This is a genomic window from Pseudomonas sp. LG1E9 (assembly GCF_003290225.1).
GTDB classification, from domain to species: Bacteria; Pseudomonadota; Gammaproteobacteria; order Pseudomonadales; family Pseudomonadaceae; genus Aquipseudomonas; species Aquipseudomonas cyclaminis.
This window is the reverse complement of sequence record NZ_CP029983.1, coordinates 5,497,984-5,524,141: the sequence shown is the minus strand read 5'-3', so window position 1 is coordinate 5,524,141 and position 26,158 is coordinate 5,497,984. Positions and strand designations below refer to the sequence as shown.

Here is a 26,158-nt window from a genome sequence, read left to right as displayed (position 1 = left end):
CTAGACTTGCATGCATAACAACAAGAAAAGGTATTCAGATGAACGCGATTAATCGCCTCGCCGTAGCTATTTCCGTTGCCTCGTTGTTTCCCCTCAGTGCATTTGCCGCCGACTCCAAAGGGACGGTTGAAGTTGTGCATTGGTGGACCTCGGGTGGCGAAAAAGCGGCTGTAGATGTCCTGAAGGCCCAAGTTGAGAAAGACGGCTTCACCTGGAAAGACGGTGCCGTCGCAGGTGGCGGTGGCGCCACGGCCATGACCGTGCTGAAAAGCCGCGCGGTCGCCGGCAACCCGCCCGGCGTTGCCCAGATCAAAGGTCCCGACATCCAGGAATGGGCGTCCACCGGTCTGCTCGACACCGACGTGCTCAAAGACGTCGCCAAAGCAGAAAAATGGGATTCTCTGCTCGACAAGAAAGTCGCCGACACCGTGAAGTACGACGGTGACTACGTTGCCGTACCGGTCAACATCCACCGTGTGAACTGGCTGTGGATCAACCCGGAAGTCTTCAAGAAAGCCGGCATCACCAAGAACCCGACCACCCTCGAAGAATTCTACGCAGCCGGCGACAAGCTCAAGGCCGCAGGCTTCATCCCGCTTGCCCACGGTGGTCAGCCTTGGCAGGACAGCACCGTGTTTGAAGCGGTCGTGCTTTCGGTGATGGGTGCCGATGGTTACAAAAAAGCCCTGGTCGACCTGGACAACGCTGCGCTGACTGGCCCGGAAATGGTCAAGTCCCTCACCGAGCTGAAGAAAGTCGCGACCTACATGGACGTCGATGGCAAAGGCCAGGACTGGAACCTCGAAGCTGGCAAAGTCATCAACGGCAAGGCCGGTATGCAGATCATGGGTGACTGGGCCAAGTCCGAATGGACCGCCGCCAAGAAAGTCGCCGGCAAGGATTACGAGTGCGTAGCCTTCCCGGGCACCGACAAAGCCTTCACCTACAACATCGACTCCCTGGCAGTGTTCAAGCAGAAAGACAAAGGCACCGCCGCCGGTCAGCAGGACATCGCCAAAGTCGTGCTGGGTGAAAACTTCCAGAAGGTGTTCAGCATCAACAAGGGCTCGATTCCTGTTCGTACCGACATGCTCAACGAAATGGACAAGCTCGGCTTCGACTCCTGCGCCCAGACCGCCGCCAAGGACTTCCTGGCAGACGCCAAGTCCGGCGGCCTGCAACCAAGCATGGCGCATAACATGGCCACCACCCTGGCTGTGCAAGGTGCGTTCTTTGATGTCGTGACCAACTTCATCAACGACCCGAAAGCCGACCCGGCCGACACCGCCAAGAAGCTCGGCGCTGCGATCAAGTCAGCCAAGTAACAGCTGACCTTGTGAGGGGGACCCCTGACCCCTCACAAGGCCTGTTTCTGTAGTCCTTTTTCCCTGTATTGGATTTTCCCATGAGTTCTGTTGCTGTGTTCAGCAAAGCCTCGCCGTTCGATGCACTGCAGCGCTGGCTACCCAAATTGGTGCTGGCGCCCAGCATGTTCATCGTGTTGGTGGGCTTCTACGGCTACATCCTGTGGACGTTTGTACTGTCGTTCACCACGTCTACGTTCCTGCCGAGCTACAAGTGGGCGGGCCTGGCGCAGTACGAGCGTTTATTCGACAACGATCGCTGGTGGGTGGCGAGCAAGAACCTGGCGCTGTTTGGCGGCATGTTTATCGGCATCACCCTAGTGATCGGCGTGACCCTGGCGATCTTCCTCGACCAGAAAATCCGTCGCGAAGGCTTCATCCGCACTATTTACCTGTACCCGATGGCGCTCTCGATGATCGTCACCGGTACCGCCTGGAAATGGCTGCTCAACCCGGGCATGGGCCTGGACAAACTCCTGCGTGACTGGGGCTGGGAAGGCTTCCGTCTCGATTGGCTGATCGACCCGGACCGTGTGGTCTATTGCCTGGTGATCGCCGCTGTCTGGCAAGCCTCCGGTTTCATCATGGCAATGTTCCTTGCCGGTTTGCGTGGCGTTGATCAATCGATCATCCGTGCCGCCCAGATCGACGGCGCGAGCCTGCCGCGCATCTACTGGAGCGTGGTGTTGCCCAGCCTGCGTCCGGTGTTTTTCAGTGCGGTGATGATCCTGGCGCACATTGCGATCAAGAGCTTCGACCTGGTGGCGGCCATGACCGCGGGTGGTCCGGGCTATTCGTCCGACCTGCCGGCGATGTTCATGTATTCGTTCACCTTCAGCCGTGGCCAGATGGGCATGGGCTCTGCCAGTGCCATCCTGATGCTCGGTGCGATCCTCGCGATCATCGTGCCTTACCTCTACTCCGAGCTGAGGACCAAGCGTAATGACTAGTCTCGCTAACAAACCGGCCATCAGCCTGAGCCGCGTTGCGATCTACGCGGTGCTGATCCTTGCGGTGCTGCTGTATCTGGTGCCGCTGGTGGTGATGCTGCTCACCAGCTTCAAAACCCCGGAAGACATCACCAACGGCAACCTGCTGAGCTGGCCCACCGTGGTCACCGGCATTGGCTGGGTCAAGGCCTGGGACACCGTCGATGGTTACTTCTGGAACTCGATCAAGATCACCGTTCCCGCCGTACTCATTTCCACCGCCATCGGCGCATTGAACGGCTATGTGCTGTCCTTCTGGCGCTTCCGTGGTTCACAGCTGTTCTTCGGCCTGCTGTTGTTCGGCTGCTTCCTGCCGTTCCAGACCGTGCTGCTGCCGGCGTCGTTCACCCTCGGCAAGATGGGCCTGGCGAGCACCACCACCGGCTTGGTGTTCATCCATGTGGTCTACGGCCTGGCGTTCACCACGCTGTTCTTCCGTAACTACTACGTGAGCATTCCGGACGCGCTGATCAAGGCCGCGCGCCTTGACGGTGCGGGATTCTTCACCATCTTCCGTCAGATCATTCTGCCGATGTCGACACCGATCATCATGGTCTGCCTGATCTGGCAGTTCACCCAGATCTGGAACGACTTCCTGTTCGGCGTGGTGTTCTCCAGTGGCGACTCCCAGCCCATCACGGTGGCGCTGAACAACCTGGTCAACACCAGCACCGGGGCCAAGGAATATAACGTGGATATGGCGGCGGCGATGATCGCCGGGCTGCCGACCCTGCTGGTCTATGTGATCGCAGGCAAGTATTTCGTGCGCGGCCTCACGGCCGGCGCGGTCAAGGGGTAATCATGGCTACGCTTGAACTTCGCAATGTAAACAAGACCTATGGCGCCGGCCTGCCCGACACCTTGAAGAACATCGAACTGTCGATCAAGGAAGGTGAATTCCTGATCCTGGTCGGCCCTTCTGGCTGCGGTAAATCCACGCTGATGAACTGCATCGCCGGCCTTGAGACCATCACCGGCGGCGCGATCATGATCGGTGATCAAGACGTCAGCGGCATGAGCCCCAAGGACCGCGACATCGCCATGGTGTTTCAGTCCTACGCGCTGTACCCGACCATGAGCGTGCGCGAGAACATCGAATTCGGCCTGAAGATCCGCAAGATGCCTCAAGCCGACATCGACGCGGAAGTCGCGCGCGTGGCCAAGCTGCTGCAGATCGAACACCTGCTCAACCGCAAGCCGGGCCAACTCTCCGGCGGCCAGCAGCAGCGCGTGGCCATGGGCCGGGCGTTGGCGCGTCGGCCGAAGATCTATCTGTTCGACGAACCGCTGTCCAACCTCGACGCCAAGCTGCGCGTCGAGATGCGCACCGAAATGAAACTGATGCACCAGCGCCTCAAGACCACCACGGTCTACGTGACCCACGACCAGATCGAAGCCATGACCCTGGGCGATAAAGTGGCGGTGATGAAGGACGGCATCATCCAGCAGTTCGGCACGCCGAAAGAGATTTACAACAACCCGGCCAACCAGTTTGTGGCGAGCTTTATCGGCTCGCCGCCGATGAACTTTGTGCCGCTGCGCCTGCAACGCAAGGACGGTCGCCTGGTTGCTCTGCTCGACAGCGGCCAGGCGCGTTGTGAGCTGGCGCTGAACGTGACAGATGCCGGCCTGGAAGACCGCGACGTGATCCTGGGCCTGCGCCCGGAGCAAATCCTGTTGGCGGCGGGCGAGGGCGACAGTGCGTCGAGCATTCGTGCCGAAGTCCAGGTCACCGAGCCGACCGGGCCGGACACCCTGGTGTTCGTGCAACTCAACGACACCAAAGTCTGCTGCCGCCTGGCGCCCGATGTGGCACCTCAGGTGGGCGAGACCCTGACCCTGCAATTCGATCCGGCCAAGGTGCTGCTGTTTGACGCCAACACCGGTGAGCGTCTGGGCACGGCTACTTCAGTGCCGACACAGGGGCACGCCGATAACGTGGCCCAATTCAAGGGTCGCTGAACGAGATAAGTTGTTGTTTTAGTTAAAAAATGTAACCCGCGTTAGATAAAAACAGTTTAATAACAATAAAGACGAGGATGTAGGGATGAAAAAGCAACACAACAACACCCGGCTGATCTGCCAACTGTCAGCTGCAGCAGCCCTTGTATTGTCCGCCAATGCGATGGCGGCCGATGCGTTCAGCGCCGATTCCAAATGGATGACCGGCGATTGGGGCGGCGAGCGTACCAAGCTGATCGAGCAAGGTATCGATATCAAGGCCGACTACGTAGGGGAAATGGGCTACAACGCCCACGGTGGTTACAACAACGACAAGACCGGTCGCTACGCTGACCAGTTCGGTCTGGGCGTTGCCCTGGACCTGCAAAAACTGTGGGGCTGGGACAACACCCAGGCCAAGATCCAGTTCACCAACCGTAATGGCCAGAACATCTCCAACGACCGCATTGGCGACCCGCGTGCCGGCACGCTCAGCTCGTCGATGGAAGTCTACGGCCGTGGCCACATGGTGCGTCTGACCCAGTTCTGGATCCAGCACCAGATGTTCGACAACAAGTTGGACGTCAAGCTCGGCTATTTCGGTGAAGGCGAAGACTTCAACACCTTCCCATGCGACTTCCAGAACCTGTCGTTCTGCGGCTCGCAAGTGGGTAACTACGTCAGCACCTGGTACAACTGGCCGGTCAGCCAGGCCGCGATCCGCGTGAAGTACAACATCACGCCTGAGCTGTATGCGCAAATCGGCGCGTACAACCAGAACCCGTCGCAACTGGAGCACGGCAACGGCTTCAAGCTGAGTGGCAGCGGCACCAAAGGCACTGTGATCCCGGTGGAATTGGTCTGGTCGCCGAAGGTTAACAATCTGCCGGGCGAATACCGTGTGGGTTACTACAAGAGCGCCGCTGACGCCAGCGACGTTCGTGAAGACGTCAACGGTAACGATGCTGCCACTACTGGCGCAGACTACCGTACCCGCAGCAGCAAAAAAGGCTACTGGTTTGTTGCCCAGCAGCAACTCACCAGCCACAACGGTGACTCTTCCCGTGGCCTGAACATTGCCGCCAATGCCACGTTCCACGACAAGGAAACCAACACCGTCGACAACTACCAGTCGATCATGCTGGTGTACAAAGGCCCATTCGATGCGCGTCCAAAAGATGACGTCGGTATTGGTGCCGCGCGTCTGCACGTCAACGATGACGTGAAGAAAGACGCCGAACTGCTCAATGCCTCCAACGGCGTGAGCGACTACGACAACCCGCTGTACCGGCCGATTCGCGAGACCGAGTACAACTTCGAAATCAACTACGGTTTCCACGTCACCAACTGGCTGACCGTGCGTCCCAACCTGCAATACGTTGTCCAACCGGGCGGCGTGGATAAAGTCGACAACGCGCTGGTGGCTGGCCTGAAAATTCAGTCTACGTTCTAACGCTGTTGCGATAAGCTCCTTCTCTCTGTGCGCATTTGCGGGTAGCCATGGCTATCCGCTTTTTTTTGGGCTGCACTGTGATATTCAGGACCGTGGCACATGCATGAGCATCCGCTGCAACGCTTTTTCAAATCCCTGCGCGAGCGTCCGGTGTTCGCCTGGGAGCGCTTTCAGATGCGCGATGTGTTGGTGATTGACCACCCGCTGTGCCAGGCGGTGTTCAGCCGCCAGGGTGCGCAACTGTTGCATTTCCAACCCCGTGGTCAGAAGCCCTGGTTGTGGTGCGCGGCCAAGTGGCCGCAAGTCGGCGCCATCCGTGGCGGCGTGCCGGTGTGCTGGCCGTGGTATGGCCGCCATCCGAGCGAAAACGCATGGCCATCTCACGGCTGGGCGCGGTTGATCGACTGGAAGCTCCTCGACAGCAGCACCGACGACGACGGCGTGCGTCTGCACTGGCAATTGCAGCTGTGCGACTGGCAGGTCGACCTGCACGCGCACCTGGGCGACACCCTCGAACTGCGCCTGAGCACCGAGCATCAGGACGAACTCCCATGCCAGTTGAGCCATGCTTTGCACGCTTACTGGCGTATTGGTCACGTCGACGAGATAGCGCTGTCTGGGCTCGACGGTGCGCAAGGTTATGACCAGCTCAGTCGCCAGGTTTGCCAGCAGGAAGGCGAGTTGCGGGTGGACGGTGGGTGTCAGCGGGTGTTCCAGCACGAGGGTGAATTGCAGCTCAAGGATCATGCTTGGCAGCGTGAACTGTGCATCGACACGGGTGACAGTGCGGACACCGTGGTCTGGCATCCGGGCAGCCGGCCGTTGCTGGGCGTGAGCTTCAACGAGGCGTCGGGGTTTGTGTGTGTGGAATCGGCGATGGCCGGGGCCAGTTTGGCGCCGGGGGAGAGGGCGCATTTGAGTTTGCAGGCTCGGGCTGGGGTTTAGCGGTGTGGCTGATGGCCCTATCGGGGGCAAGCCCCCTCCCACACTTTGACCTGTGAATACATTTCAAATGTGGGAGGGGGCTTGCCCCCGATAGGGCCAGTAAAGCCAACACACATGCTGGCTTAGTTAAACTCATCCCCCACCGGATACCGGCTGTCATTCAAGCTCTCTTTGATCTTGCGCAAATGCGGCTGGAAATCCACGCCACGGCGCAAGGTCATGCCGGTCGCCAGCACATCCAGCACCGTCAATTGGATGATCCGCGAGGTCATCGGCATGTAGATGTCGGTGTCTTCCGGCAGCGGAATGTTCAAACTCACGGTGCTGGCCTTGGCCAGCGGTGAGTTCTCTGCGGTGACACCCAGTACTGACGCACCGTTTTCCCGCGCAATACGCGCCACTTCCACCAGCTCGCGGGTACGCCCGGTGTAGGAAATAATCACGAATAGCTCGCCCGTATGCGCCACCGAGGCGATCATGCGTTGCATCAGCACGTCGGCATGGGCGGTCACTGACAGGTTGAAGCGGAAGAACTTGTGCAGCGCATCCATGGCCACCGGCGCCGAGGCGCCCAGGCCGAAGAAGTGGATCTGCCGCGCCTGGATCAACAGGTCTACGGCCTTGCTGATCAGGTTCGGGTCCAGGGCCTGGCAGGCGCTGTCCAGGGAGGCGATGGCGCTGCCAAAGATCTTCTGGGTGTAGGCCTCGGGGTTATCATCGGCTTCCACTGCGCGGCTGACATACGCCGCGCCGCTGGCCAGGCTTTGCGCCAGTTGCAATTTAAGTTCAGGGTAACCGCTGACGCCGAATGAACGGCAGAAACGGTTGACCGTCGGTTCACTGACCGAGGCGGCCTGGGCAAGGGCGGCGATAGAGAAGCGGGTCGCCTGCTGCGGGTTGAGCAGGATGACCTCGGCGACTTTTTTCTCGGCCTTGTTTAATTCTTCGAGGCGGTTCCGGATCTGTTCCAGAAGATTTCGCACGCGGTCCATTCAGTCTTTCCTTCGGGCGACGATGCAAATAAAGGGCGGTAGCCAATCGACGAGTGGCATTTCGCGGTGGCCTATCCTACTGAGGGTAGCTGAACACCACCACTCGGAATGCGTATTTCGGGAAAATGTTGTGGTTATTACTACATTTTTCCTTGAGTGATGCCTTGAAAAAAGGTATTTGTAGCTTAACTTGATAAAAGAACAAACATCATGCCTTCGATAACCGTAGAACCCTGCACCTTTGCCCTCTTTGGCGCCTTGGGTGATCTGGCGCTGCGCAAGTTATTTCCTGCCCTCTATCAACTTGATGGCGCCGGGCTGCTGCACGACGACACGCGCATCCTGGCCCTGGCCCGTGAAGCCGGTTCCGAGCAACAGCACCTGGCCCATATCGAAAAAGAACTGCGCAAGTACGTCGGCAAGGAATTGGACGAAAGCATCGCCCAACGTTTCCTGGCGCGCCTGACCTATGTCCACGTCGACTTCATGAAGGCCGACGACTACGTGGCCCTGGCTGAACTGGCCGGCACCGAGCAATGCCTGATCGCCTATTTCGCCACGCCGGCGGCGGTGTATGGCGCGATCTGCGAGAACCTGTCAAAGGTCGGCCTGGCCGAAAACACCCGCGTGGTGCTGGAAAAACCCATCGGTTCGGACCTGGAGTCCTCGCGCAAGGTCAACGACGCCGTGGCGCAGTTTTTCCCGGAAAACCGCACCTACCGCATCGACCACTACCTGGGCAAAGAGACCGTCCAGAACCTGATCGCCCTGCGTTTCGCCAACAGCCTGTTCGAAACCCAGTGGAACCAGAACTACATCTCCCACGTGGAAATCACTGTGGCCGAGCAGGTGGGTATCGAAGGCCGTTGGGGCTATTTCGACAAGGCCGGCCAACTGCGGGACATGATCCAGAATCACCTGCTGCAACTGCTTTGCCTGATCGCCATGGACCCGCCGGCCGACCTGTCTGCCGACAGCATCCGTGATGAGAAGGTCAAGGTGCTCAAGGCCCTGGCGCCGATCAGCCCGGATGGGCTGACTACCCAAGTGGTACGTGGCCAGTACATCGCCGGTTACAGCGCCGGCAAGGCCGTGCCGGGTTACCTGGAAGAAGACAACTCCAACACCCAGAGCGACACGGAGACTTTCGTCGCGCTGCGTGCCGATATCCGCAACTGGCGTTGGGCCGGGGTGCCGTTCTACCTGCGTACCGGCAAACGCATGCCGCAAAAGCTGTCGCAGATCGTTATCCACTTCAAGGAACCGTCCCACTACATCTTCGCCCCCGAGCAGCGCTTGCAGATCAGCAACAAGCTGATCATCCGCCTGCAGCCGGACGAAGGGATTTCCTTGCGTGTGATGACCAAGGAGCAGGGCCTGGACAAAGGCATGCAACTGCGCAGCGGGCCGCTGCAACTGAATTTTTCCGACACCTATCGCAGCGCACGCATCCCCGATGCCTACGAGCGTTTGCTGTTGGAAGTGATGCGCGGCAATCAGAACCTGTTTGTCCGTAAAGATGAAATCGAAGCCGCGTGGAAGTGGTGTGACCAGTTGATCGCCGGGTGGAAAAAATCCGGTGATGCGCCCAAGCCGTACGCGGCGGGTTCCTGGGGGCCGATGAGCTCCATTGCACTGATCACGCGGGATGGGAGGTCGTGGTATGGCGATATCTGAATTGAAACTGCCTCGGGGCGTAACGGCCCACGAGTACCGCACCCCGGTGCTGTTGGCCGAAGGCCTGGCCCTGGATGTAGCCGAACAACTGCGCGCGGCCATCAGTGCCCGTGGCGAAGCAACGTTGGTGGTATCCGGTGGCCGCAGCCCCGTGGCGTTTTTCCAGCACCTGGCCAAGCAAGGCCTGGACTGGTCCAACGTCACCATCACCCTCGCCGACGAGCGCTGGGTGCCAGTGGAACATGCCGACAGCAATGCTGGCCTGTTGAAACAGCACCTGTTGCAAGGTCCTGCGGCCAAGGCCAGGTTCCTCAGCCTGTACAGCGCCGCCGCCAATCTCGAAGACGCTGCCGAGCAGGCCGATCGCCTGCTGGCCGAATTGCCGGCAATTGACGTGCTGGTACTGGGCATGGGCGATGACGGCCACACCGCCTCGCTGTTTCCCAACAGCCCGAACCTTGCCCAAGCGTTGCAGGCCGACGGTACCCGCCGTTGTTGGCCGATGCTTGCGCCAACCGTGCCGCACCAGCGCCTGACCATGAGTCGTGCGCTGCTGGCCACGGCCAAGTACACCGTGCTGTCGATTTCCGGCAGTTCGAAATTGACCACCTTGAGCGCCGCCCTGGCCAGTGACGACGTTGCTGCCATGCCGATTCGCGCGTTTTTGCAACCTACATTAGAGATTTACTGGTGCCCATGAGCCAAGGATCAGCCGCTATGAAAAGCCCTCAACCGACCGTGTCCATGGCGGATAAAGTTGCCTTGATCGACAGCCTCTGCGCCAAGGCGCGGATCCTGCCGGTGATCACCATCGCCCGCGAACAGGACATCCTGCCGTTGGCCGATGCCCTGGCAGCCGGTGGTTTGACCGCATTGGAAGTGACCCTGCGTTCCGAGTTCGGCCTCAAGGCCATTCAGGTGCTGCGCGAGCAGCGTCCTGAACTGTGCACCGGTGCCGGCACCGTGCTCGACCGTCACATGCTCGAAGCAGCCGAGGTTGCCGGCTCGCAATTTATCGTCACCCCCGGCATTACCCGCGACCTGCTGGAAGCCTCGGTGCACAGCCCGATCCCGCTGTTGCCGGGCATCAGCAATGCCTCGGGCATCATGGAAGGCTATGGCCTGGGTTATCGCCGCTTCAAGCTGTTCCCGGCGGAAGTCAGCGGCGGCGTGGCGGCCATCAAGGCCCTGGGCGGCCCGTTCGGCGAAGTGAAATTCTGCCCGACCGGCGGCGTCGGCCCGGCCAACATCAAAAACTACATGGCGTTGAAAAACGTGATGTGCGTGGGCGGTAGCTGGATGCTTGATCCTGAGTGGATCAAGAACGGCGACTGGGCCCGCATCCAGGAAGTCACCGCCGAGGCGCTGGCGCTGCTGGATTGATCTGATTTACCGAATCGTTGTTGCTGTGCTTAACGGCATTTTTGCGGTGCACTTGGTCGGTGTACCGCTTTTTTTTGCCTGCAAAAAGCCGTGAGGCCACCACATTTTCAGTCTGTGCTCAGTTCGGTAATGGCGTTGACCAGCACATCAATGTCCGCCTTTGATGTGAGCAACCCTGGTGTCACCCGGATGCACGTACCAAACGCCGCCCCGGTGCGCGTGGTGGTGAACAGGCCGTAATCCTTGAGCAACCGATCCACCATCACCTGCTGGTCACGCCCGCTGAATTTGAGCGCGGTAATCCCGCAATACAGCCGTGGATCATCCGAAGTCAGCACCTCAATGCCTTTGAGGGGGCGCGCCTGGCTTACCCACAGATCGCGCAGGTAATTGACCCGCGCACCTTTGGCCGCCGCGCCCCCCAATGCCCGATGTTCTTCAAACACCAGTGGCAAGGTCATCAAGGCCGGAAAGTTTGGCGTGCTGTAGGACGTGCGTGCGCGCACGTCCGTGATGGGGTAGTGGAACTCACCCATGTCCGGGTCGATATCTGCGAGGCGCTCCGGGGCGATGTACAGAAAACCCAGGGTCAGCGGCGCGCCGATCCATTTATGCAGGTTAAAGCCAGCGAACTGGATGCCCAGCTCGGCGAGGTTGAAGTCGATCTGGCCCAGGGCATGGGCGCCGTCGAGAATCACGTCGATACCCTGTTCACGCGCCGCCTCGGCGATGGCTGCAATGGGCATCACCAGGCCTGTGCGGTGGGTGACGTGGGTCAGCGCCATCAGCTTTATACGCGGGTACTCAGCGAAGGCCGTGCGATAGGTCTGCAACAGGTTGTCGAAACTGGCCGGGTGCGTGTGGGAAAGCTCAATCACCTCGACACCGCGAACCCCGGCCAACCAGCGCATGGCGCCCTTGACGGTGTCGTACTCCAGATCACTGATCAGCACTTGGTCGCCCGGTTGCAGGCGGTTGTAGTTGCGAATCAGCGACTGCAAGGCTTCGGTGGCGTTGCGGGTGAAGGCGACCGACTCCGGGTCCACATCGATCAACTCGGCCAATTGGCGGCGGATCTCGACGTTTTCGCCTTGTTCGAAGCGCTGGCGCACGTGCAACGAATTGCTGCGGTTGATAAACGCCACGTGGTCCAGGTACTGCGCCTGGACTGCACGGCTCATGCGCCCGAAGTAGCCGTTTTCCAGATTGATCGGACCCGGTTCCAGGTCGTAGCGCTGGGCGATGGCCTGCCAGTGCAGTTCGTTGTCAGCATTGCGTGGCATGGCGACGCTCCTGATTAATGACGCGGGGCAGGCTTGCCGTGCTTGGCGCGCAAGGGGTCGAGCAGTTCCGACAAACCGTTGTGGTCGATTTCCTGCATCAAGGCCAGCAAACCGCCCAGCTCGCCGTGGGGGAAACCCTCACGGGCAAACCAATTCAGGTAAGGGCCCGGCAGGTCGGCGATGATCCGGCCCTTGTATTTGCCGAAGGGCATTTCGCGGGTGATCAGCAATTCGAGTTTTTCGGGGTTCATGGGGACGTCAGTGGCGTGAGTCGAGACTTCGGAAAATACAGGCATTCTGCATGAAGGCCAAATGACAGATCATGCAAATAACGTACATACAGATGGTTCAAATATTTTTAAGTTGTTGAAATTAAACATAAAAACTGTTTTTAAAAACCTGGCACGAGCGCTGCAATCATTAAGACAACCCTTCGTAACCTGCCTGAGGAATTGAAAAATGACTGACATCAATAAAGAATCGATCTCCGTACTCAACGACCTGATCGAGACCAGCATCGACGGCCAGAAAGGTTTCAAAGAATGCGCAGAAGACATCAAGCACCCAGAACTCAAGGCGCTGTTTGCCAAGCGTTCCGCTGATTGCGCAACCGCTGCCGCCGAGCTGAAAACCGCCGTACGTGCACTGGGCGGTGATCCGGAAGACTCCGGCAGCATGGCCGGCGCGCTGCATCGTGGTTGGGTCGATGTGAAGTCGATGCTCACCGGTAAAGATGAAGAGGCTGTGCTGAACGAAGCCGAGCGCGGTGAAGATCACGCACTCAAGGCTTACAAGGAAGCGATCGAGAAGATCAACAAGCACAACCTGCTGGGCATCCGTGACCTGGTTGAGCGTCAGTACCATGGCGTACAGCGCAACCACGACCAGGTGAAAGCCCTGCGTAACCAGGCTCGCGCTCAGTCGTAAGCCAAATGCGGTAAAAAAATGTGGGAGGGGGGAAGCCCCCTCCCACATTTGTGTTGTGTGGGCCTTGAGTCAGCCGATGCTGATTGGCGGCAGCTCGGTCAACGTTACAACCTGCTGCTTACGCGGGGCGAGAATCTCGGCTTCGCCATCCACTACCAGCTCATCGCGCTGGTTGAACACGCGAGTGGCAATACGCACGCGGAATTTCGGCAGTTTTTCAAGGATTTCCAGGCGCACCGTCAGTGTGTCGCCGATCTTGACCGGCTTCTGAAAGGTCATCTGCTGGCCGATATAGATAGTGCCCGGCCCAGGCAGCTCGCAGGCCACCGCCGCGCTGATCAGCGCACCGCTGAACATGCCGTGGGCAATACGCTCCTTGAACATGGTCGCCTTGGCGTATTCGGCGTCCAGGTGCACCGGGTTGTGGTCGCCGGACATGGCGGCGAACAGCTGGATATCGCGCTCTTCTACAAGTTTGCTGTAGCTGGCGGTCTGGCCGACTTCCAGGGCTTCGTACGGGGTGTTGGTTACCTGTGTCATCTAAAGGTGCATCCTGTGGCTAATCGGTAATTATCGGCCGATTTTAAACGGCTGATTTTAAAAGAAAAGTTATTCGCAGTGAGCCGGCCTGCGCAAGGTCAGGGCCTGGTCGAGCCACGTCAGTACATCCGCGACAACGGCATCGCGGTTGGTTTCGTTGAACACTTCGTGACGCGCCTGCGGGTAGATATTCAGTTGCAGATGCTGACAGCCGGCCTCACGCAGCGCATGGGCCAGGCTTTTGAGACGCTTGCCCTCACTCACCGGATCACATTCGCCCCCTATCACCAGGATCGGCAGCCCCGGATCGATCTGGACGAGATTGGACGCTTTGCTGATTTGCTGCAAGCCGCCCAGCAGGTCGATCCACAGTTGGTTGGTACACCGGAAGCCGCACAGTGGATCGTTGATGTACTTGTCCACTTCAGCCGGGTCACGGCTGAGCCAGTCGAACGCCGTGCGGTTGGGCTTGAATGCTTTGTTGAACGAGCCAAATGACAGGAACTCGATCAACGCACTGCGCCCGCGCGCACCCTGGCGCAAACGCTCGGCCCGCGCGATCACCCGTGCGGCGCGGTACAGCGCCACCGGCTGGAAATTCGAACCACTGAGAATCGCCCCGTGCAGGCTGGCGCTGTGATGCAGCAGGTAGGCCTGGGCTATATAGCTGCCCATGCTGTGGCCCAGCAGGATAATCGGCAGCCCCGGTTGCTGCTGGCCGATGTGCTGATTGAGGCTGGCCAGGTCGCCCACTACTTTGTTCCAGCCATCCTTTTCGGCGTAGAGCCCCAAGGTGCCTTCGTCGGCGGTGCGGCCGTGGCCACGCTGGTCCGGTGCATACACGCCATAGCCAGCGCCACATAACGCTTCGGCCAGCCGCGCATAACGCCCGCTGTGCTCAGCCATGCCGTGGGACAGCATGACCACGGCGTGAACCGGGCCTTCAGGCATCCACTGATTGACGTACAGGCGACTGCGGTCATTCGCGGTCAGCCAGAAGGTGCTGTGGTTCATGGCGCTTCCTTTCTTCAAGGTCTGCTCGGGGTCGTTGCAGTGTATAGCTCATCTGCCGAGGGCCGGGGTATCTGCCTACGCATCAGCGGCAAGATTCATACAATCAATGACACGATTTAGCGTATTTGCCTGTTTGGTCATAGCTGCTAACGTCCCCAAAGCTCCGCTTTTTTTAAGCGGCCGGACACACTCAGGTAAGGGGACAAGAATAATGCAACCTGGTTTCTGGAATGACAAACGCGCGGCGGGCGTTCCCAATGATATCGACCTCACGGCCTACAAGTCGGTGATCGAAGTCTTCGAACGCTCGTGCAAGACCTTCGCCGACCGTCCGGCCTTCAGCAACATGGGCGTCACCCTGACCTACGCCGAGCTTGAGCGCCAGAGTGCGGCGTTCGCCGGTTACCTGCAACAGCACACGGACCTCAAGCCCGGCGAGCGCATCGCCGTACAGATGCCCAACGTGCTGCATTACCCGATTGCCGTGTTCGGCGCCCTGCGCGCCGGGCTGATTGTGGTCAACACCAACCCGCTGTACACCCCGCGCGAGATGCGCCACCAGTTCAAGGACGCCGGCGTGCGTGCGCTGGTCTACCTCAACCTGTTCGGTGCGCGGGTGCAGGAGGTGTGCAGCGACACCGAGATCGACTACCTGATCGAAGCCAGGATGGGTGACTTCCTGCCCGCCGCCAAAGGCTGGCTGGTCAACACTGTGGTCGACAAGGTCAAGAAGATGGTCCCGGCCTACAGCCTGCCGCGTGCGGTGTCGTTCAAGCGTGCGCTGCGCATGGGCGCCGGCTTGGGGATCACGCGTCATCCGGTGACCCTCGATGACGTCGCCGTGCTGCAATACACCGGCGGCACCACCGGCCTGGCCAAGGGTGCGATGCTGACCCATGGCAACCTGGTGGCGAACATGCAGCAGGCCCGTGCGTGTATGTCCCAGGTTGGCGACGACGGCCACCCGTTGATCAAGGAAGGGCAGGAGGTGATGATCGCGCCGCTGCCTCTGTACCACATCTATGCCTTCACCGCGAACTGCATGTGCATGATGGTCACGGGTAACCACAACGTACTGATCACCAATCCACGGGACATCGGCGGGTTTATCAAGGAGCTGAAAAAGTGGCGCTTTACCGGGTTGCTGGGGCTTAACACACTGTTTGTGGCGTTGATGGACCATCCGGAATTCAAGACGCTGGATTTCTCCCACCTCAAACTCACCAACTCCGGTGGCACGGCACTGATCAAGGCCACAGCCGAACGCTGGCAGCAAATCACCGGCTGCACCATTGGCGAAGGCTACGGCCTGACAGAAACCTCGCCAGTGGCCAGCACCAACCCTTATGGCAACAAATCGCGCCTCGGCACCGTGGGCATCCCCGTGCCGGCTACCGCGATGAAAGTGATTGATGATGAAGGCGTCGAGTTGCCGCTGGGCGAACGCGGCGAGCTGTGCATCAAGGGCCCGCAGGTGATGAAGGGTTACTGGCAGCAGCCGGCTGCGACCGCCGAGACCCTGGACGCCGAGGGTTGGCTCAAGACTGGCGACATTGCGGTGATTGATGAGGACGGCTTTGTACGTATTGTCGACCGCAAGAAAGACCTGATCATCGTCTCGGGTTTCAACGTGTACCCCAACGAAATCGAAGACGTGGTGATGGCGCACCCGGCGGTAGCCAACTGTGCGGTGATCGGCGTGCCGGACGAGCGCACGGGGGAGGCCGTGAAGCTGTTTGTGGTGGCGCGGGCCGAAGGCGTGAGCCTTGAAGAATTGAAGACCTACTGCAAGGCCAACTTCACGGGGTACAAGGTGCCCAAGCAGATTGTGTTGCGCGATTCGCTGCCGATGACGCCGGTGGGCAAGATCCTGCGGCGGGAGCTGCGCGACATCGCCTGATCTTGAATTGAAATGTAATTCAAATGTGGGAGGGGGCTTGCCCCCCGATAGCAGAGTATCAGTCACCGCATCTGGTGACTGGTCCGCTGCCATCGGGGGCAAGCCCCCTCCCAAATTTGTTTGATGTTGTTCTGGAAGCCTTGTTCCAGAGCCTTCTGTCGGGGGATTTCAGCTACGATTAAAGTGTGACTAAATATTGTAGGACAGTCATGTTTATGACTGTCGAGCCCTCTTTAGGCTCTAGTCGGCCCTTGGCAAAGCTGCTACTCTCGGCGCGCTTTGTGACGTCTAGGCCTGCTTGAAAGCGCCAGATTCACCTTAAAAAAACATACACCAATAATAATCGCATCAAATGCGATGATGAATTCGCGTCGCTGACGTCGCTGAGGAGTGGGCTTCCATGAACGAAGACTTTTGGAAGGATAAGTACCCCGCCGGGATTGCTGCACAAATCAATCCAGACGAGTATCCGAATATTCAGGCGGTACTGAAGCAGTCCTGCCAGCGCTTCGCCAACAAACCGGCCTTCAGCAACCTGGGCAAGACAATCACCTACGGTGAATTGTATGAACTGTCCGGCGCCTTCGCCGCGTACCTGCAACAACACACCGACTTGAAGCCCGGCGATCGAATCGCTGTGCAACTGCCCAACGTCCTGCAATACCCGGTCGCGGTATTCGGCGCCATCCGCGCCGGCCTGATCGTGGTCAACACCAACCCGCTGTACACCGCGCGGGAAATGGAACACCAATTCAACGACTCCGGTGCCAAGGCCCTGGTCTGCCTGGCCAACATGGCCCACCTAGCGGAAAAGGTGGTGCCCAAGACCGCCGTCAAGCATGTGATCGTCACCGAAGTCGCCGACCTGTTGCCGCCGCTCAAGCGCCTGCTGGTCAACAGCGTCATCAAGTACGTGAAGAAAATGGTCCCGGCGTATCACTTGCCTCAGGCGATCAAGTTCAACGACGTGCTCGCCAAGGGCCACGGTCAACCGGTCAGCGACGCCAGCCCGGCCAGCAGCGACGTGGCCGTGTTGCAATACACCGGCGGCACCACCGGCGTGGCGAAGGGCGCGATGCTCACCCACCGCAACCTCGTCGCCAACATGTTGCAGTGCAAGGCGCTGATGGGCTCCAACCTCAACGAAGGCTGCGAGATCCTGATCACGCCGCTGCCGCTGTACCACATCTATGCCTTCACCTTTCATTGCATGGCGATGATGCTCATCGGCAACCACAACATCCTGATCAGCAACCCCCGCGACCTGCCTGCTATGGTCAAGGAGTTGTCGAAGTGGAAGTTCAGCGGTTTTGTCGGCCTGAACACGTTGTTCGTGGCGCTGTGCAACAACGAAGGCTTCCGCAAGCTGGACTTCTCCGCGCTGAAAGTCACCCTGTCGGGCGGCATGGCCCTGCAGCTGGCCGCCGCTGAGCGTTGGAAGGCCATGACCGGCTGTGGCATCTGCGAAGGTTACGGCATGACCGAAACCAGCCCGGTAGCCACCGTCAACCCGATCCAGCATATCCAGATCGGTACCATTGGCATTCCGGTGCCGTCTACCGTGTGTAAAGTCATTGCCGACGACGGCACTGAGTTGGCGCTGGGTGAAACCGGCGAGCTGTGCGTCAAGGGCCCGCAAGTGATGAAGGGCTACTGGCAGCGCCAGGACGCCACCGACGAGATGCTCGACAGTGAAGGCTGGCTCAAGACCGGCGACATCGCGATCATCCAGCCGGACGGCTACATGCGCATTGTCGACCGCAAGAAGGACATGATCCTGGTCTCCGGTTTCAACGTGTACCCCAACGAGCTGGAAGACGTGCTGGCAGGCCTGCCGGGCGTGCTGCAATGCGCGGCCATCGGTGTGCCGGACGAAAAATCCGGGGAGATCATCAAGCTCTTCATCGTGGTCAAACCGGGCGCCACCCTCACCAAGGACCAGGTGATGGAGCACATGCGCGCCAACGTCACTGCCTACAAGGTGCCCAAGGCGGTGGAGTTCCGTGATGCATTGCCGACCACCAACGTGGGCAAGATCCTGCGTCGTGAGTTGCGTGATGAAGAACTGAAGAAGCTGGGCCTAAAAAAATAACCCGCCAAATTGAAATGCAGTCCAATGTGGGAGGGGGCTTGCTCCCGATAGCACTGGTTCAGTCAACACATACTGTGACTGACCCACCGCCATCGGGGGCAAGCCCCCTCCCACATGTTTAACCGTGTTTTACAGCGCGAAATGCGCGAAGCTCACGTTAGCGCCTGATGGGCGCACGTCTTTCAAGAACGAATCCTTGTCTGCGCTCAGCTCCAACGTAATCTCCGGCTTGCGCTTGCCCGCATTGCGCACCACCAACCCTTCGATGTGCTCGCGCAGAAACGCCGTCGGCACCTTCAGGTGCAGCAACTGGTCGGTCTCGGCGTTGTGCATCAACAGGTGGATCCACTCGTACTGGCCGACGGCAATGCGGCCCAGCGGCAGGTCGAACCACCAGATATTGCGCTTGCGGTCCAGGTCGGTGAAGTGGCAGTTGTTGACGCCGAGTACGGCACCGCCCAGTTCGGTATTTCTGCGGGCAATGGCCTGTGCTTTATTGAGTTTCATAACCTTCCTACGGGATCTGTTATCCAGCGTTATAGCCTGAATGTGCCGGGCATTCTCGTGGGTTGGCTCCCAAACATAAAGCCAAACCTGCCGCTTTCGACGAAATGCCCGCCGAAAATAATTGAAACTCTGCCGAAGGGCCCCGGGTCAATCTCTAGGTAATCACCAAAACCCTTGATTGTTCTTTCGGAGAAACACCATGAGCAGCACATCGGATAAGGCAAAAGGCTTGGCGAACGAAGCGGTCGGCAATATCAAGCAAGGCGTCGGCAAAGTCACCGGCAACGACAAGCTGCAAGCGGAAGGTGTGATCCAGGAAAAGAAAGGCGAAGTGCAGAAAGCGGTCGGCGATACCAAAGATGCGGTAAAAAAAGCCACCAAGTAAGCCTGCGTCACTGGCTGTGTTCCTACAGCCCGGCGGCCATCCACGGATGGCCGTTTTTGTATCTGACGATGCAACTAAACTTTCGTAATTGTTTCAAAGTCGCCAAATGGGCTACTTTGATGTAGAAAACGGCCCCTGAGTCGCCCACGAACTTAACCTTTTTGCGGCGAAAGGAGACGCTATGATCTTTCCGGTTCTCGATGGTCTCAAGCTGCACAAAGTGCTGATACGCACCGTCAAGGAATTCGTCGACGACGAAATGCCCACCTACGCCTCGGCACTGGCCTACCAGATGCTGTTCTCGCTGTTTCCCTTCCTGCTGTTCCTGATTGCCCTGATCGGTTTCCTGCACTTGCCCGACTTTTTCACCTGGCTGCGCCTTCAGTCGGAACTGGTGTTGCCGCCCCAGGCCCTGGAGCAGGTCAACCCGGTGATTGACCAGTTGCAGCAATCCAAGGGCGGCCTGCTGTCGGTGGGTATCGTGATTGCGCTGTGGACTGCTTCGGCGGGCGTGCGGCTGATGATGAGTGCGATGAACGCGGCCTACGACGTGGTGGAAGGCCGGCCGATCTGGAAGCGTTTTCCGCTGTCGATTTTCTACACCGTGGGCATCGCCGGCATGCTGCTGGCCGCTGCTGCCTTGATGGTGCTCGGCCCACAAGTGATGGAATGGGTGGCGGGGCAGATCGGCATGCAGGAGTTCGTGGTCACCTTGTGGACCATTCTGCGCTGGCCGCTGATTGTGATTTTGCTGATGTTCGCCGTGGCCCTGATGTATTACGTAATGCCCGACGTCGAACAGAAATTCCGCTTTATCACCCCAGGTTCGGTACTCGCGGTGGTGGTCTGGATCGTGGCCTCACTGGGCTTTGGCTATTACGTCAAAACCTTCGCCGACTACAACGCCATGTATGGCAGTATCGGTGCGATCATCGTGTTGCTGCTCTATTTCTACATTTCCGCTGCTGTGCTGCTGCTCGGTGCGGAGATGAATGCGGTGATCGAACACATGTCGGCCGAGGGCAAGGATCCTGGTGCAAAAGAGTTCGACGAACCCGGCCACACCGATGAAAAACAGCACGTCTCTGGCCTCGGCCGTGACCACTCCAAGCCCACTCCCGTTGAGCCTGATCAATGATCCGTGAAATCCTGAAAATGGGCGACGAGCGCCTGCTGCGTATCGCGCCACCGGTCCCGCCGGAGATGTTCGACAGCCCCGAGCTGTGGCAATTGATCGATGACATGTTCCAGACCATGGAACACGTCGGCGGCGTAGGCCTGGCAGCGCCGCAAATTGGCGTCGACCTGCAATTGGTGATCTTCGGTTTCGAAGCCAGCGAACGTTACCCGGACGCGCCGCCGGTGCCGCAGACCATCCTGATCAACCCGTTGATCACGCCCCTCAGCCCCGTGCTGGAAGAGGGTTACGAAGGCTGCTTGTCGGTGCCCGGCCTGCGCGGTGCGGTGGATCGTTACCAGCAGATCCGCTACGAGGGTTTCGATCCCAAGGGCGAGCCGATCGTGCGCATTGCCGACGGTTTTCATGCGCGGGTGGTGCAGCACGAGTGCGATCACCTGATTGGCCGGTTGTATCCGTCGCGGATTACCGACTTCAGCAAGTTCGGGTTTATCGAAGTGATGTTTCCCGACATGGACCCCACGGCTGACGACTAATCTCACTCTACCCGCCGATCACACATTATCCGAGGTCGGCCTCACCAACGGTTCTAAGCCCATGGCAATCATCGGTTTGTTGCGCTTGTAACGCACCAGCCGTTCGCTGAGAGATTGGGGCAGGATGGTGTCCTGGCTGAACCCCATGCGCTGATACAGGCGTTCCAGGTCTGGATGGCACAACAGCCATACTGTGCCTTCCACTTCCGCCACTGCTTGATGCACCAAGCGCGCCGCCAACCTCTGGCCGCGATACGCCGGCGCCACAAACACCCCCGTCAGCCACTGACCGCCTGTCACCGGCGTCAAGCACAAGCCGGCGACAATCTCGCCCTCGCGTACCACCCATAAACGTCCGCCTTTGAGCGCCTTCATCGACGAGTTGTGGCTGCGGTAAAACTTGTTCAGCAGCGGCCACAAAGGCTCTGCCAGCAGATCGATGGACAACTCAGTCATGGTGTTCAGACAGGCGTGATAAAGGGGCGGGGATTATAAACCCCTTCTGCCGGGTGATCGGTGTTATACCCAGTGCTACATCCCCTTTCAGTGGAGCACGCATCATGGCCAAAGGTATGGATTCAAAGAAAGCCGCGAAGAAAAAACCGGCAAAGACCGCCGATGAAAAACGCGCCGACAAGAAAACCAAGAAATCCGAGAGCGGTTTGTTTGGGCACTGATCACCGTCCAGCCCATGGATCTTCAGCGGCTTTTAACCCCTGTGCGGCTTAGATCGCTGCCAGGGTCTCTTTTACGCTATGCGCCGGATCAGTGGCTTTCGCCGCTACCTGCTGCTCTTGCTGCTGCTTCAGCCGCTCGGTCACTTGCTTGGAAATCGCGTCCTGTTTTTCCTGGGACATGTTCTGTACGTCCGCCTCGGTCAAACCCTGCTCCTTGAGCAATTGCTCACGGATGCGCTCGGCCGGGGATTTGCTCATGTACTCAGTGAATTCCGAGCGCGCGCCAGTGGTGGACGTGGTGGCTGGCGTTTCGGTCGAGGAGGTGGCGGCGGTCGTGGAGGCTTGCAACTGCACACGAGTCTTGGCAAAGGCTTCGTCGATGCGGTCGGTGGCTTTGTCCAGTTCCTTCTGCGCGACGGGCACAGTCACACTTTGTTGTGCGGCTTGCACGGCGCCGCTGTACAGCGCGCTGGCGGCGGCGTTGGCGGGGTCCATGTCGGGGCGCTTGAGCTGTTGGACGGTCGATATAGCTTGGGTGTTGTTGTTAACCAACATGATCGGTCACCTGGGAAAATAGACGGTGCGACAGCTGGAGCAAATAACATGCCGGGCCTAAAAACCCATGTTTTACCGGGGCAGGCCCGACCGTAGCGGCAAGTGTTGGCCCGCCGACGGCCAGCCATTGCCGCCTGCGTTCGTGAGGGCCGGAACACTCAATAGGTGATGGGCATCTCAAATACCCGGAACGCATCATCCACGGGTTGGTAACCCAGTACCCGCGTGGTTTCGCTGAGGTCCAGGCGTTTGAAACGGTTATTGGAAATGCCGTGGGCAATCAAGTGTTTTACGCCGATGGTCTCTACCGAACGTTGCAGTAATTGCACCGCATCCCGTGGGCTGAGCCAGGCGCTGAGGTCGCGGGCGTTGTTCAGGTCATGGGTTTCGGGGAATTCGAAGGCGCCGATGCGCAGGGCGATAGTCGACAGCGGGGTTTTCGCCGCGTAGTAGCCGCACAGCGCCTCGCCATAGCATTTGCTCACGCCATACAGGTTGGCGGGCAACACCGGCATGCCGGGGGTGATCTGGCGGTCCACGGGGTAGCCTTCGATGGTCTGGGCGCTGCTGGCGAATACCAGGCGCTGCACGCCAGCGGCCACGGCGGCTTCGAACAGGTAGGTAGTGGCAAGGAGGTTGTTGGGCAGCAGTTCGTCGAACGAGGCGCTGGCGTGGGGGATGCCTGAGAGATGCACGATCACGTCGATGCCATCGAGCAACGCGGCGAGGGTGGATTTGTCGCTCAAGTCGGCGTGTATGAAGCGGTGGTCGCCCAGTTCGAAGTCCGGTGTGATGCGGTCGGTAAGGGTGAAGCGGTAGCGGTCTTTCGAGGCCTCGAAAAACGTCCTGCCGATTCTGCCGCAGGCGCCGGTGAGCAATACGTTGAGTCCTTTCACGTGCATGTCCTTAGTTGTGGCCGTCGAGGGCGAAGGTCTGAAAGCCCGAGTGCTGGCTGAGGCGTTCGTAGTACGCCGCGATGGCGGGGTAGGGTGGGCGTTCCATCGGGGTCATCTGCCAGCGGTGCACCGAGAGCCCGATAAGGATGTCGGCGAGGGTGAATTCGTCGCCGGCGACGTAGGCATTTGTGCGAATAAGCTGCTGTTCCAGCAGGCCCATCTTGTCGTTCCAGGCCTGTACGCCGGCGGCGAGGCGGTGCGGGTCCTGGTAGTCCGGGTGCTTGCGTACCAACGCATGAAACGCATAGCCCCATGAAGGGTTGAGCTCGGTGGCCTGCCAGTCCATCCATTGCTCCACCCTGGCCCGTGGCGCGGGTTCGGCGGGCAAGAGGTCGTGGCGTTGGTAGAGGCTGACCAGGTAGCGGCAGATAGTGTTGGACTCCCACAACACGCCGTGGTCGTCGATCAATACCGGTATTTGCGCATTGGGGTTCAGGGCAAGGAATTCGGGGGATTGGGTGGGGGTGTAGCCGATGCCCCAATCTTCACGCACGTAGTCGATGCCCAGTTCGTGGCAGGTCCACAGGACTTTGCGCACATTGATCGACGAAGTACGGCCCAGAATCTTCAGTGAGTGTCCCATGGTGCTTCCCTTGCATTTGGAGAGCAGCCAATCTAGCAGGGGTCGCAATCGACGGCGATATTTCCAGGCGGGAGCGGTAAAAAATACGGGTCTCAACAGCGCGGTGCGTGCTGGTCCATGGCCTTGCCAACCAGCAGGACCGAGAGCTCACTCAGCTGATGAATAGCCAATGCCACATCACGCTGTTTTCCGCTGAGGTCATCGGACAGGTCAAGCAACAAGGTGCTGACCGAACATACGGTTTCGTAGCTGTTGATCAACAGTGTTTCGGTGGAGACATCGGGGATTACGGTGAAGAGCGTGCATGATGGTTTTTCGACGGCTTTCAGCATTTCAGTGCTCCTGGTCCAGGGAGTCCAAAGGTGGGCTTCTAAACCCGATCACCGAAACATTCAGCGACCGGTAAACCTTAGAGACCGCCACCCAGGTGCACAAGCCAGCTGATTCTGACGTAAGTGTAGGCAATCGGGCCAAGTGCTCACAGCAATGTCAGCCCGGTCCTACAAGCGTCCTACGTGCTTTCCCGCACCTGCAACTCAAACCCCATATCAACCACCGGCTTGGCGATCTTGTTGCCCGCCATGATCGTCAATAAATGCTCCGCTGCACGTCGACCAATCGCCTCACGTGGTGTGCTGATGCTGCTCAAGCGCGGCACCATAAAGGACGACGCGGGCAGGTCGTTGAAGCCCAGCACCGCCACGCGCTCTGGCACCTTGATGCCATGGCGCATGGCTTCGAGCAGCGCGCCCTGGGCCAAGTCATCGTTGCCGAAGAAAACTGCATCCACGTCCGGATGGGCAGCCAGCAACTGCAGGAACAACTCGCCGCCCAGGCCCACGGAGGAAGGACGCGGCGTCAGCAGTTCCAGCGCAGGGTCGTACCTCCCCGCCTGTTGCAGGGCGCGGCGGAAGCCTTCGCCACGCAGCAGGGTGCGTTGGTCCAGTTGTGCGCCGATGTAGGCCAGGCGCTTGCGGCCACGGGACAGCAAATGCGCCGCAGCTGTTTCGCCGGCGGCCAATTGCGAGAAGCCCACGCAGTTCACGCCTGCATTCGGGTCCAGATCCATCATATAAACGCAGGGCACATTGCTCGCCTCGACCATTCGTCGGGCGCTTTCGGTGCGGTCGAAACCAGTCAGCAGCAAACCCCGTGGCTGGTAGGCCATGTAGTTGCGCAGCAGGTTTTCTTCTTCATCGCGGGAATAGTGAGAGTTGCCGATCAGCACTTCGAAGCCCTTGGGCCGCAGCACCTGGTGGATGGCTTCGAGGGTTTCGATAAACAGCAGGTTGGACAACGACGGCACCAATACCACCACCGAATGGCTCTGGGCCGAGGCCAGGGCGCGGGCGGCGGGGTTGACCACGTAGTTGAGTTCGGCGGCGGCCTGCTGCACTTTTTCTACCAGTTCAACGGCCACGGTGCTGATGCCGCGTAGCGCGCGTGAAGCGGTAATCGGGCTGACGCCAGCCAGACGGGCGACTTCGTTGAGGGTCGGGCGACCCGTAGTGCGCGTATTTTTATCGTTCTTAGAGGTCATCAGGCGGCTTGCCAAACAAAAATCGAGGCACTAAGGTAGCGCTGTCTCCAAATGGCTGCAAATTATTGAATGCTGGGTTGCCTGATCCGGTTCAAATGATTGGAGCGGATGCACGCGTCACTCCATAAAAATGACAAGACGGCGCGGGAAAAGCCTGTTTTTGCACTAGCCTTACAGCGTGCAAAGGTAGCGCTATCTGCGTCCTGAGGTGTTTCATGAGTCAACCTGTTACTGCCCTGGTCATCATGGGTGTTGCCGGCTGTGGCAAGACCAGTGTCAGCGAGGCCCTGTGCCGGCTGAACGGCGCCACCGCGATTGAAGGCGACAGCTTTCACCCTGCCGCGAACATCGAAAAGATGAGCGCCGGCCACCCTCTCAACGACGACGACCGCGCCGGCTGGCTCGACATCCTGTGCGCTGAACTGCGCCGCTCGCTCAAAGCGGGTGAACATCCGGTGCTGACCTGTTCGGCGCTCAAGAAAAAATACCGCGACCACCTGCGCGAAGCCGCGCCGGGCCTGGGTTTCGTATTTCTTGAGCTGACCCGCGAAGTGGCCTCCGACCGTGTGTCCCATCGGCCCGGTCATTTCATGCCGGCAAGCTTGATCGACAGCCAGTTCGCCACCCTTGAATCGCCCGTGGGCGAGCCGCTGACCCTGGCTCTCAACGCCAGTGAAGACAGTGTCGAGAAACTGGCCGAGCAGACCAACGCCTGGTGGCTGCGACACGGTTTTGAACGAACTCAATAATTTTTTGCCGGAAAAGATAGCGCTATCCCCGG

28 protein-coding genes are annotated in these 26,158 nt (G+C 59.2%); 16 read left to right on the top strand and 12 right to left on the bottom strand.

Annotation, left to right across the window (positions count from 1 at the left end; translation table 11 throughout):
* Positions 1 to 38: 38 nt before the first annotated feature.
* The 6 genes from DNK50_RS25330 to DNK50_RS25305 all read left to right on the top strand — a co-directional run bounded on the left by DNK50_RS25330 (position 39) and on the right by DNK50_RS25305 (position 6,692).
* Complete coding sequence (locus tag DNK50_RS25330) at positions 39 to 1,325, top strand: ABC transporter substrate-binding protein (protein WP_112196570.1); 1,287 nt, start codon at positions 39 to 41, stop codon at positions 1,323 to 1,325.
* Between the two features lie 80 nt (positions 1,326 to 1,405).
* The gene (locus tag DNK50_RS25325; protein WP_003175732.1) at positions 1,406 to 2,314 is read left to right on the top strand and encodes a carbohydrate ABC transporter permease; all 909 of its coding nucleotides are present in this window, start codon (positions 1,406 to 1,408) and stop codon (positions 2,312 to 2,314) included.
* Positions 2,307 to 3,152: a carbohydrate ABC transporter permease gene (locus tag DNK50_RS25320; protein ID WP_099585444.1), complete on the top strand. Its 846-nt coding sequence runs from the start codon at positions 2,307 to 2,309 to the stop codon at positions 3,150 to 3,152. Before DNK50_RS25325 ends, DNK50_RS25320 begins: the two co-directional genes overlap by 8 nt.
* A 2-nt stretch (positions 3,153 to 3,154) precedes the next feature.
* A complete protein-coding gene (locus DNK50_RS25315) occupies positions 3,155 to 4,315 on the top strand; it encodes an ABC transporter ATP-binding protein (RefSeq protein ID WP_099585443.1) in 1,161 nt (386 codons plus the stop codon).
* Positions 4,316 to 4,400: 85 nt separating this feature from the next.
* Complete coding sequence (locus DNK50_RS25310) at positions 4,401 to 5,747, top strand: carbohydrate porin (RefSeq protein WP_112196569.1); 1,347 nt, start codon at positions 4,401 to 4,403, stop codon at positions 5,745 to 5,747.
* Positions 5,748 to 5,846: 99 nt separating this feature from the next.
* The gene (locus DNK50_RS25305; protein WP_099585441.1) at positions 5,847 to 6,692 is read left to right on the top strand and encodes a D-hexose-6-phosphate mutarotase; all 846 of its coding nucleotides are present in this window, start codon (positions 5,847 to 5,849) and stop codon (positions 6,690 to 6,692) included.
* Between the two features lie 122 nt (positions 6,693 to 6,814).
* On the opposite strand, the gene DNK50_RS25300 is transcribed toward DNK50_RS25305, so the two are convergent.
* Positions 6,815 to 7,675, bottom strand: coding sequence for a MurR/RpiR family transcriptional regulator (locus DNK50_RS25300; RefSeq protein WP_169851198.1), 861 nt, complete (start codon positions 7,673 to 7,675; stop codon positions 6,815 to 6,817).
* A gap of 219 nt (positions 7,676 to 7,894) precedes the next feature.
* Here DNK50_RS25300 and zwf point away from each other — a divergent pair, with 219 nt between their 5' ends.
* The 3 genes from zwf to DNK50_RS25285 are packed head-to-tail and all read left to right on the top strand — an operon-like array spanning position 7,895 to position 10,744.
* Positions 7,895 to 9,361: a glucose-6-phosphate dehydrogenase gene (zwf, locus tag DNK50_RS25295; protein ID WP_112196568.1), complete on the top strand. Its 1,467-nt coding sequence runs from the start codon at positions 7,895 to 7,897 to the stop codon at positions 9,359 to 9,361.
* Entirely contained in the window at positions 9,348 to 10,061 is a 714-nt protein-coding gene (gene pgl / locus DNK50_RS25290) for a 6-phosphogluconolactonase (RefSeq protein ID WP_099585439.1), read from the top strand. Before zwf ends, pgl begins: the two co-directional genes overlap by 14 nt.
* 17 nt (positions 10,062 to 10,078) lie before the next feature.
* A complete protein-coding gene (locus DNK50_RS25285) occupies positions 10,079 to 10,744 on the top strand; it encodes a bifunctional 4-hydroxy-2-oxoglutarate aldolase/2-dehydro-3-deoxy-phosphogluconate aldolase (protein WP_099585438.1) in 666 nt (221 codons plus the stop codon).
* Positions 10,745 to 10,851: 107 nt separating this feature from the next.
* On the opposite strand, the gene DNK50_RS25280 is transcribed toward DNK50_RS25285, so the two are convergent.
* The gene (locus tag DNK50_RS25280) at positions 10,852 to 12,027 is read right to left on the bottom strand and encodes an aminotransferase class V-fold PLP-dependent enzyme (protein WP_112196567.1); all 1,176 of its coding nucleotides are present in this window, start codon (positions 12,025 to 12,027) and stop codon (positions 10,852 to 10,854) included.
* 14 nt (positions 12,028 to 12,041) lie between these two features.
* Positions 12,042 to 12,278 (bottom strand): DUF3820 family protein, encoded by a 237-nt coding sequence (locus DNK50_RS25275; protein WP_099585436.1) that lies wholly within the window; start codon positions 12,276 to 12,278, stop codon positions 12,042 to 12,044.
* Positions 12,279 to 12,486: 208 nt separating this feature from the next.
* Between DNK50_RS25275 and DNK50_RS25270 the strand changes: the two genes are divergently transcribed.
* Positions 12,487 to 12,954, top strand: a complete 468-nt coding sequence (locus tag DNK50_RS25270) for a PA2169 family four-helix-bundle protein (protein ID WP_099585435.1) — start codon at positions 12,487 to 12,489, stop codon at positions 12,952 to 12,954.
* Positions 12,955 to 13,023: 69 nt separating this feature from the next.
* On the opposite strand, the gene DNK50_RS25265 is transcribed toward DNK50_RS25270, so the two are convergent.
* A complete protein-coding gene (locus DNK50_RS25265; RefSeq protein WP_015885544.1) occupies positions 13,024 to 13,494 on the bottom strand; it encodes a MaoC family dehydratase in 471 nt (156 codons plus the stop codon).
* A gap of 69 nt (positions 13,495 to 13,563) precedes the next feature.
* A complete protein-coding gene (locus DNK50_RS25260) occupies positions 13,564 to 14,508 on the bottom strand; it encodes an alpha/beta hydrolase (RefSeq protein WP_112196566.1) in 945 nt (314 codons plus the stop codon).
* A 211-nt stretch (positions 14,509 to 14,719) separates the two neighbouring features.
* Between DNK50_RS25260 and fadD2 the strand changes: the two genes are divergently transcribed.
* Together fadD2 and fadD1 are read left to right on the top strand one after the other, a co-directional pair.
* Complete coding sequence (gene fadD2, locus DNK50_RS25255) at positions 14,720 to 16,408, top strand: long-chain-fatty-acid--CoA ligase FadD2 (RefSeq protein ID WP_099585433.1); 1,689 nt, start codon at positions 14,720 to 14,722, stop codon at positions 16,406 to 16,408.
* 400 nt (positions 16,409 to 16,808) lie between these two features.
* The gene (gene fadD1 / locus DNK50_RS25250; protein ID WP_112196565.1) at positions 16,809 to 18,500 is read left to right on the top strand and encodes a long-chain-fatty-acid--CoA ligase FadD1; all 1,692 of its coding nucleotides are present in this window, start codon (positions 16,809 to 16,811) and stop codon (positions 18,498 to 18,500) included.
* 129 nt (positions 18,501 to 18,629) lie between these two features.
* Here the strand turns inward: fadD1 and DNK50_RS25245 are convergent, their stop codons facing one another.
* Complete coding sequence (locus tag DNK50_RS25245) at positions 18,630 to 19,007, bottom strand: hypothetical protein (RefSeq protein ID WP_099585431.1); 378 nt, start codon at positions 19,005 to 19,007, stop codon at positions 18,630 to 18,632.
* A gap of 199 nt (positions 19,008 to 19,206) precedes the next feature.
* Between DNK50_RS25245 and DNK50_RS25240 the strand changes: the two genes are divergently transcribed.
* From DNK50_RS25240 to def, 3 genes are all read left to right on the top strand, one after another.
* On the top strand, positions 19,207 to 19,392 hold the full coding sequence (locus DNK50_RS25240) for a CsbD family protein (RefSeq protein WP_099585430.1): 186 nt from the start codon (positions 19,207 to 19,209) through the stop codon (positions 19,390 to 19,392).
* A 181-nt stretch (positions 19,393 to 19,573) separates the two neighbouring features.
* Positions 19,574 to 20,530 carry a YihY/virulence factor BrkB family protein gene (locus DNK50_RS25235; RefSeq protein WP_099585429.1) on the top strand — a complete coding sequence of 319 codons (957 nt, stop codon included), beginning with the start codon at positions 19,574 to 19,576 and terminating at the stop codon, positions 20,528 to 20,530.
* A complete protein-coding gene (gene def, locus DNK50_RS25230) occupies positions 20,527 to 21,066 on the top strand; it encodes a peptide deformylase (protein ID WP_099585428.1) in 540 nt (179 codons plus the stop codon). Before DNK50_RS25235 ends, def begins: the two co-directional genes overlap by 4 nt.
* An 18-nt stretch (positions 21,067 to 21,084) precedes the next feature.
* Here the strand turns inward: def and DNK50_RS25225 are convergent, their stop codons facing one another.
* The 6 genes from DNK50_RS25225 to DNK50_RS25195 all read right to left on the bottom strand — a co-directional run bounded on the left by DNK50_RS25225 (position 21,085) and on the right by DNK50_RS25195 (position 25,380).
* Entirely contained in the window at positions 21,085 to 21,522 is a 438-nt protein-coding gene (locus DNK50_RS25225; protein ID WP_112196564.1) for a GNAT family N-acetyltransferase, read from the bottom strand.
* 269 nt (positions 21,523 to 21,791) lie between these two features.
* A complete protein-coding gene (locus DNK50_RS25220; RefSeq protein WP_112196563.1) occupies positions 21,792 to 22,298 on the bottom strand; it encodes a hypothetical protein in 507 nt (168 codons plus the stop codon).
* Between the two features lie 158 nt (positions 22,299 to 22,456).
* A complete protein-coding gene (locus DNK50_RS25210) occupies positions 22,457 to 23,194 on the bottom strand; it encodes an NAD(P)-dependent oxidoreductase (RefSeq protein ID WP_112196562.1) in 738 nt (245 codons plus the stop codon).
* Positions 23,195 to 23,204: 10 nt separating this feature from the next.
* Positions 23,205 to 23,837 carry a glutathione S-transferase family protein gene (locus DNK50_RS25205; RefSeq protein ID WP_112196561.1) on the bottom strand — a complete coding sequence of 211 codons (633 nt, stop codon included), beginning with the start codon at positions 23,835 to 23,837 and terminating at the stop codon, positions 23,205 to 23,207.
* A 92-nt stretch (positions 23,838 to 23,929) separates the two neighbouring features.
* On the bottom strand, positions 23,930 to 24,169 hold the full coding sequence (locus DNK50_RS25200) for a DUF6124 family protein (protein WP_112196560.1): 240 nt from the start codon (positions 24,167 to 24,169) through the stop codon (positions 23,930 to 23,932).
* A 179-nt stretch (positions 24,170 to 24,348) separates the two neighbouring features.
* Positions 24,349 to 25,380 carry a LacI family DNA-binding transcriptional regulator gene (locus tag DNK50_RS25195; RefSeq protein ID WP_162633418.1) on the bottom strand — a complete coding sequence of 344 codons (1,032 nt, stop codon included), beginning with the start codon at positions 25,378 to 25,380 and terminating at the stop codon, positions 24,349 to 24,351.
* A gap of 212 nt (positions 25,381 to 25,592) precedes the next feature.
* Between DNK50_RS25195 and DNK50_RS25190 the strand changes: the two genes are divergently transcribed.
* Complete coding sequence (locus DNK50_RS25190; protein WP_112196558.1) at positions 25,593 to 26,126, top strand: gluconokinase; 534 nt, start codon at positions 25,593 to 25,595, stop codon at positions 26,124 to 26,126.
* The last annotated feature ends 32 nt before the right edge of the window (positions 26,127 to 26,158 follow it).

Coding starts and splice junctions, on each gene's coding strand:
- DNK50_RS25315 (WP_099585443.1), top strand. CDS start 3,155: ATGGCTACGCTTGAACTTCGCAATGTAAACAAGACCTATGGCGCCGGC.
- DNK50_RS25305 (WP_099585441.1), top strand. CDS start 5,847: ATGCATGAGCATCCGCTGCAACGCTTTTTCAAATCCCTGCGCGAGCGT.
- DNK50_RS25270 (WP_099585435.1), top strand. CDS start 12,487: ATGACTGACATCAATAAAGAATCGATCTCCGTACTCAACGACCTGATC.
- DNK50_RS25325 (WP_003175732.1), top strand. CDS start 1,406: ATGAGTTCTGTTGCTGTGTTCAGCAAAGCCTCGCCGTTCGATGCACTG.
- DNK50_RS25220 (WP_112196563.1), bottom strand. CDS start 22,298: ATGTTGGTTAACAACAACACCCAAGCTATATCGACCGTCCAACAGCTC.
- def (WP_099585428.1), top strand. CDS start 20,527: ATGATCCGTGAAATCCTGAAAATGGGCGACGAGCGCCTGCTGCGTATC.
- fadD1 (WP_112196565.1), top strand. CDS start 16,809: ATGAACGAAGACTTTTGGAAGGATAAGTACCCCGCCGGGATTGCTGCA.
- DNK50_RS25235 (WP_099585429.1), top strand. CDS start 19,574: ATGATCTTTCCGGTTCTCGATGGTCTCAAGCTGCACAAAGTGCTGATA.
- zwf (WP_112196568.1), top strand. CDS start 7,895: ATGCCTTCGATAACCGTAGAACCCTGCACCTTTGCCCTCTTTGGCGCC.
- DNK50_RS25285 (WP_099585438.1), top strand. CDS start 10,079: ATGAAAAGCCCTCAACCGACCGTGTCCATGGCGGATAAAGTTGCCTTG.
- DNK50_RS25275 (WP_099585436.1), bottom strand. CDS start 12,278: ATGAACCCCGAAAAACTCGAATTGCTGATCACCCGCGAAATGCCCTTC.
- DNK50_RS25200 (WP_112196560.1), bottom strand. CDS start 24,169: ATGCTGAAAGCCGTCGAAAAACCATCATGCACGCTCTTCACCGTAATC.
- DNK50_RS25245 (WP_099585431.1), bottom strand. CDS start 19,007: ATGAAACTCAATAAAGCACAGGCCATTGCCCGCAGAAATACCGAACTG.
- DNK50_RS25320 (WP_099585444.1), top strand. CDS start 2,307: ATGACTAGTCTCGCTAACAAACCGGCCATCAGCCTGAGCCGCGTTGCG.
- DNK50_RS25330 (WP_112196570.1), top strand. CDS start 39: ATGAACGCGATTAATCGCCTCGCCGTAGCTATTTCCGTTGCCTCGTTG.
- DNK50_RS25260 (WP_112196566.1), bottom strand. CDS start 14,508: ATGAACCACAGCACCTTCTGGCTGACCGCGAATGACCGCAGTCGCCTG.
- fadD2 (WP_099585433.1), top strand. CDS start 14,720: ATGCAACCTGGTTTCTGGAATGACAAACGCGCGGCGGGCGTTCCCAAT.
- DNK50_RS25265 (WP_015885544.1), bottom strand. CDS start 13,494: ATGACACAGGTAACCAACACCCCGTACGAAGCCCTGGAAGTCGGCCAG.
- DNK50_RS25205 (WP_112196561.1), bottom strand. CDS start 23,837: ATGGGACACTCACTGAAGATTCTGGGCCGTACTTCGTCGATCAATGTG.
- DNK50_RS25310 (WP_112196569.1), top strand. CDS start 4,401: ATGAAAAAGCAACACAACAACACCCGGCTGATCTGCCAACTGTCAGCT.
- DNK50_RS25280 (WP_112196567.1), bottom strand. CDS start 12,027: ATGCCACGCAATGCTGACAACGAACTGCACTGGCAGGCCATCGCCCAG.
- DNK50_RS25190 (WP_112196558.1), top strand. CDS start 25,593: ATGAGTCAACCTGTTACTGCCCTGGTCATCATGGGTGTTGCCGGCTGT.
- pgl (WP_099585439.1), top strand. CDS start 9,348: ATGGCGATATCTGAATTGAAACTGCCTCGGGGCGTAACGGCCCACGAG.
- DNK50_RS25225 (WP_112196564.1), bottom strand. CDS start 21,522: ATGACTGAGTTGTCCATCGATCTGCTGGCAGAGCCTTTGTGGCCGCTG.
- DNK50_RS25240 (WP_099585430.1), top strand. CDS start 19,207: ATGAGCAGCACATCGGATAAGGCAAAAGGCTTGGCGAACGAAGCGGTC.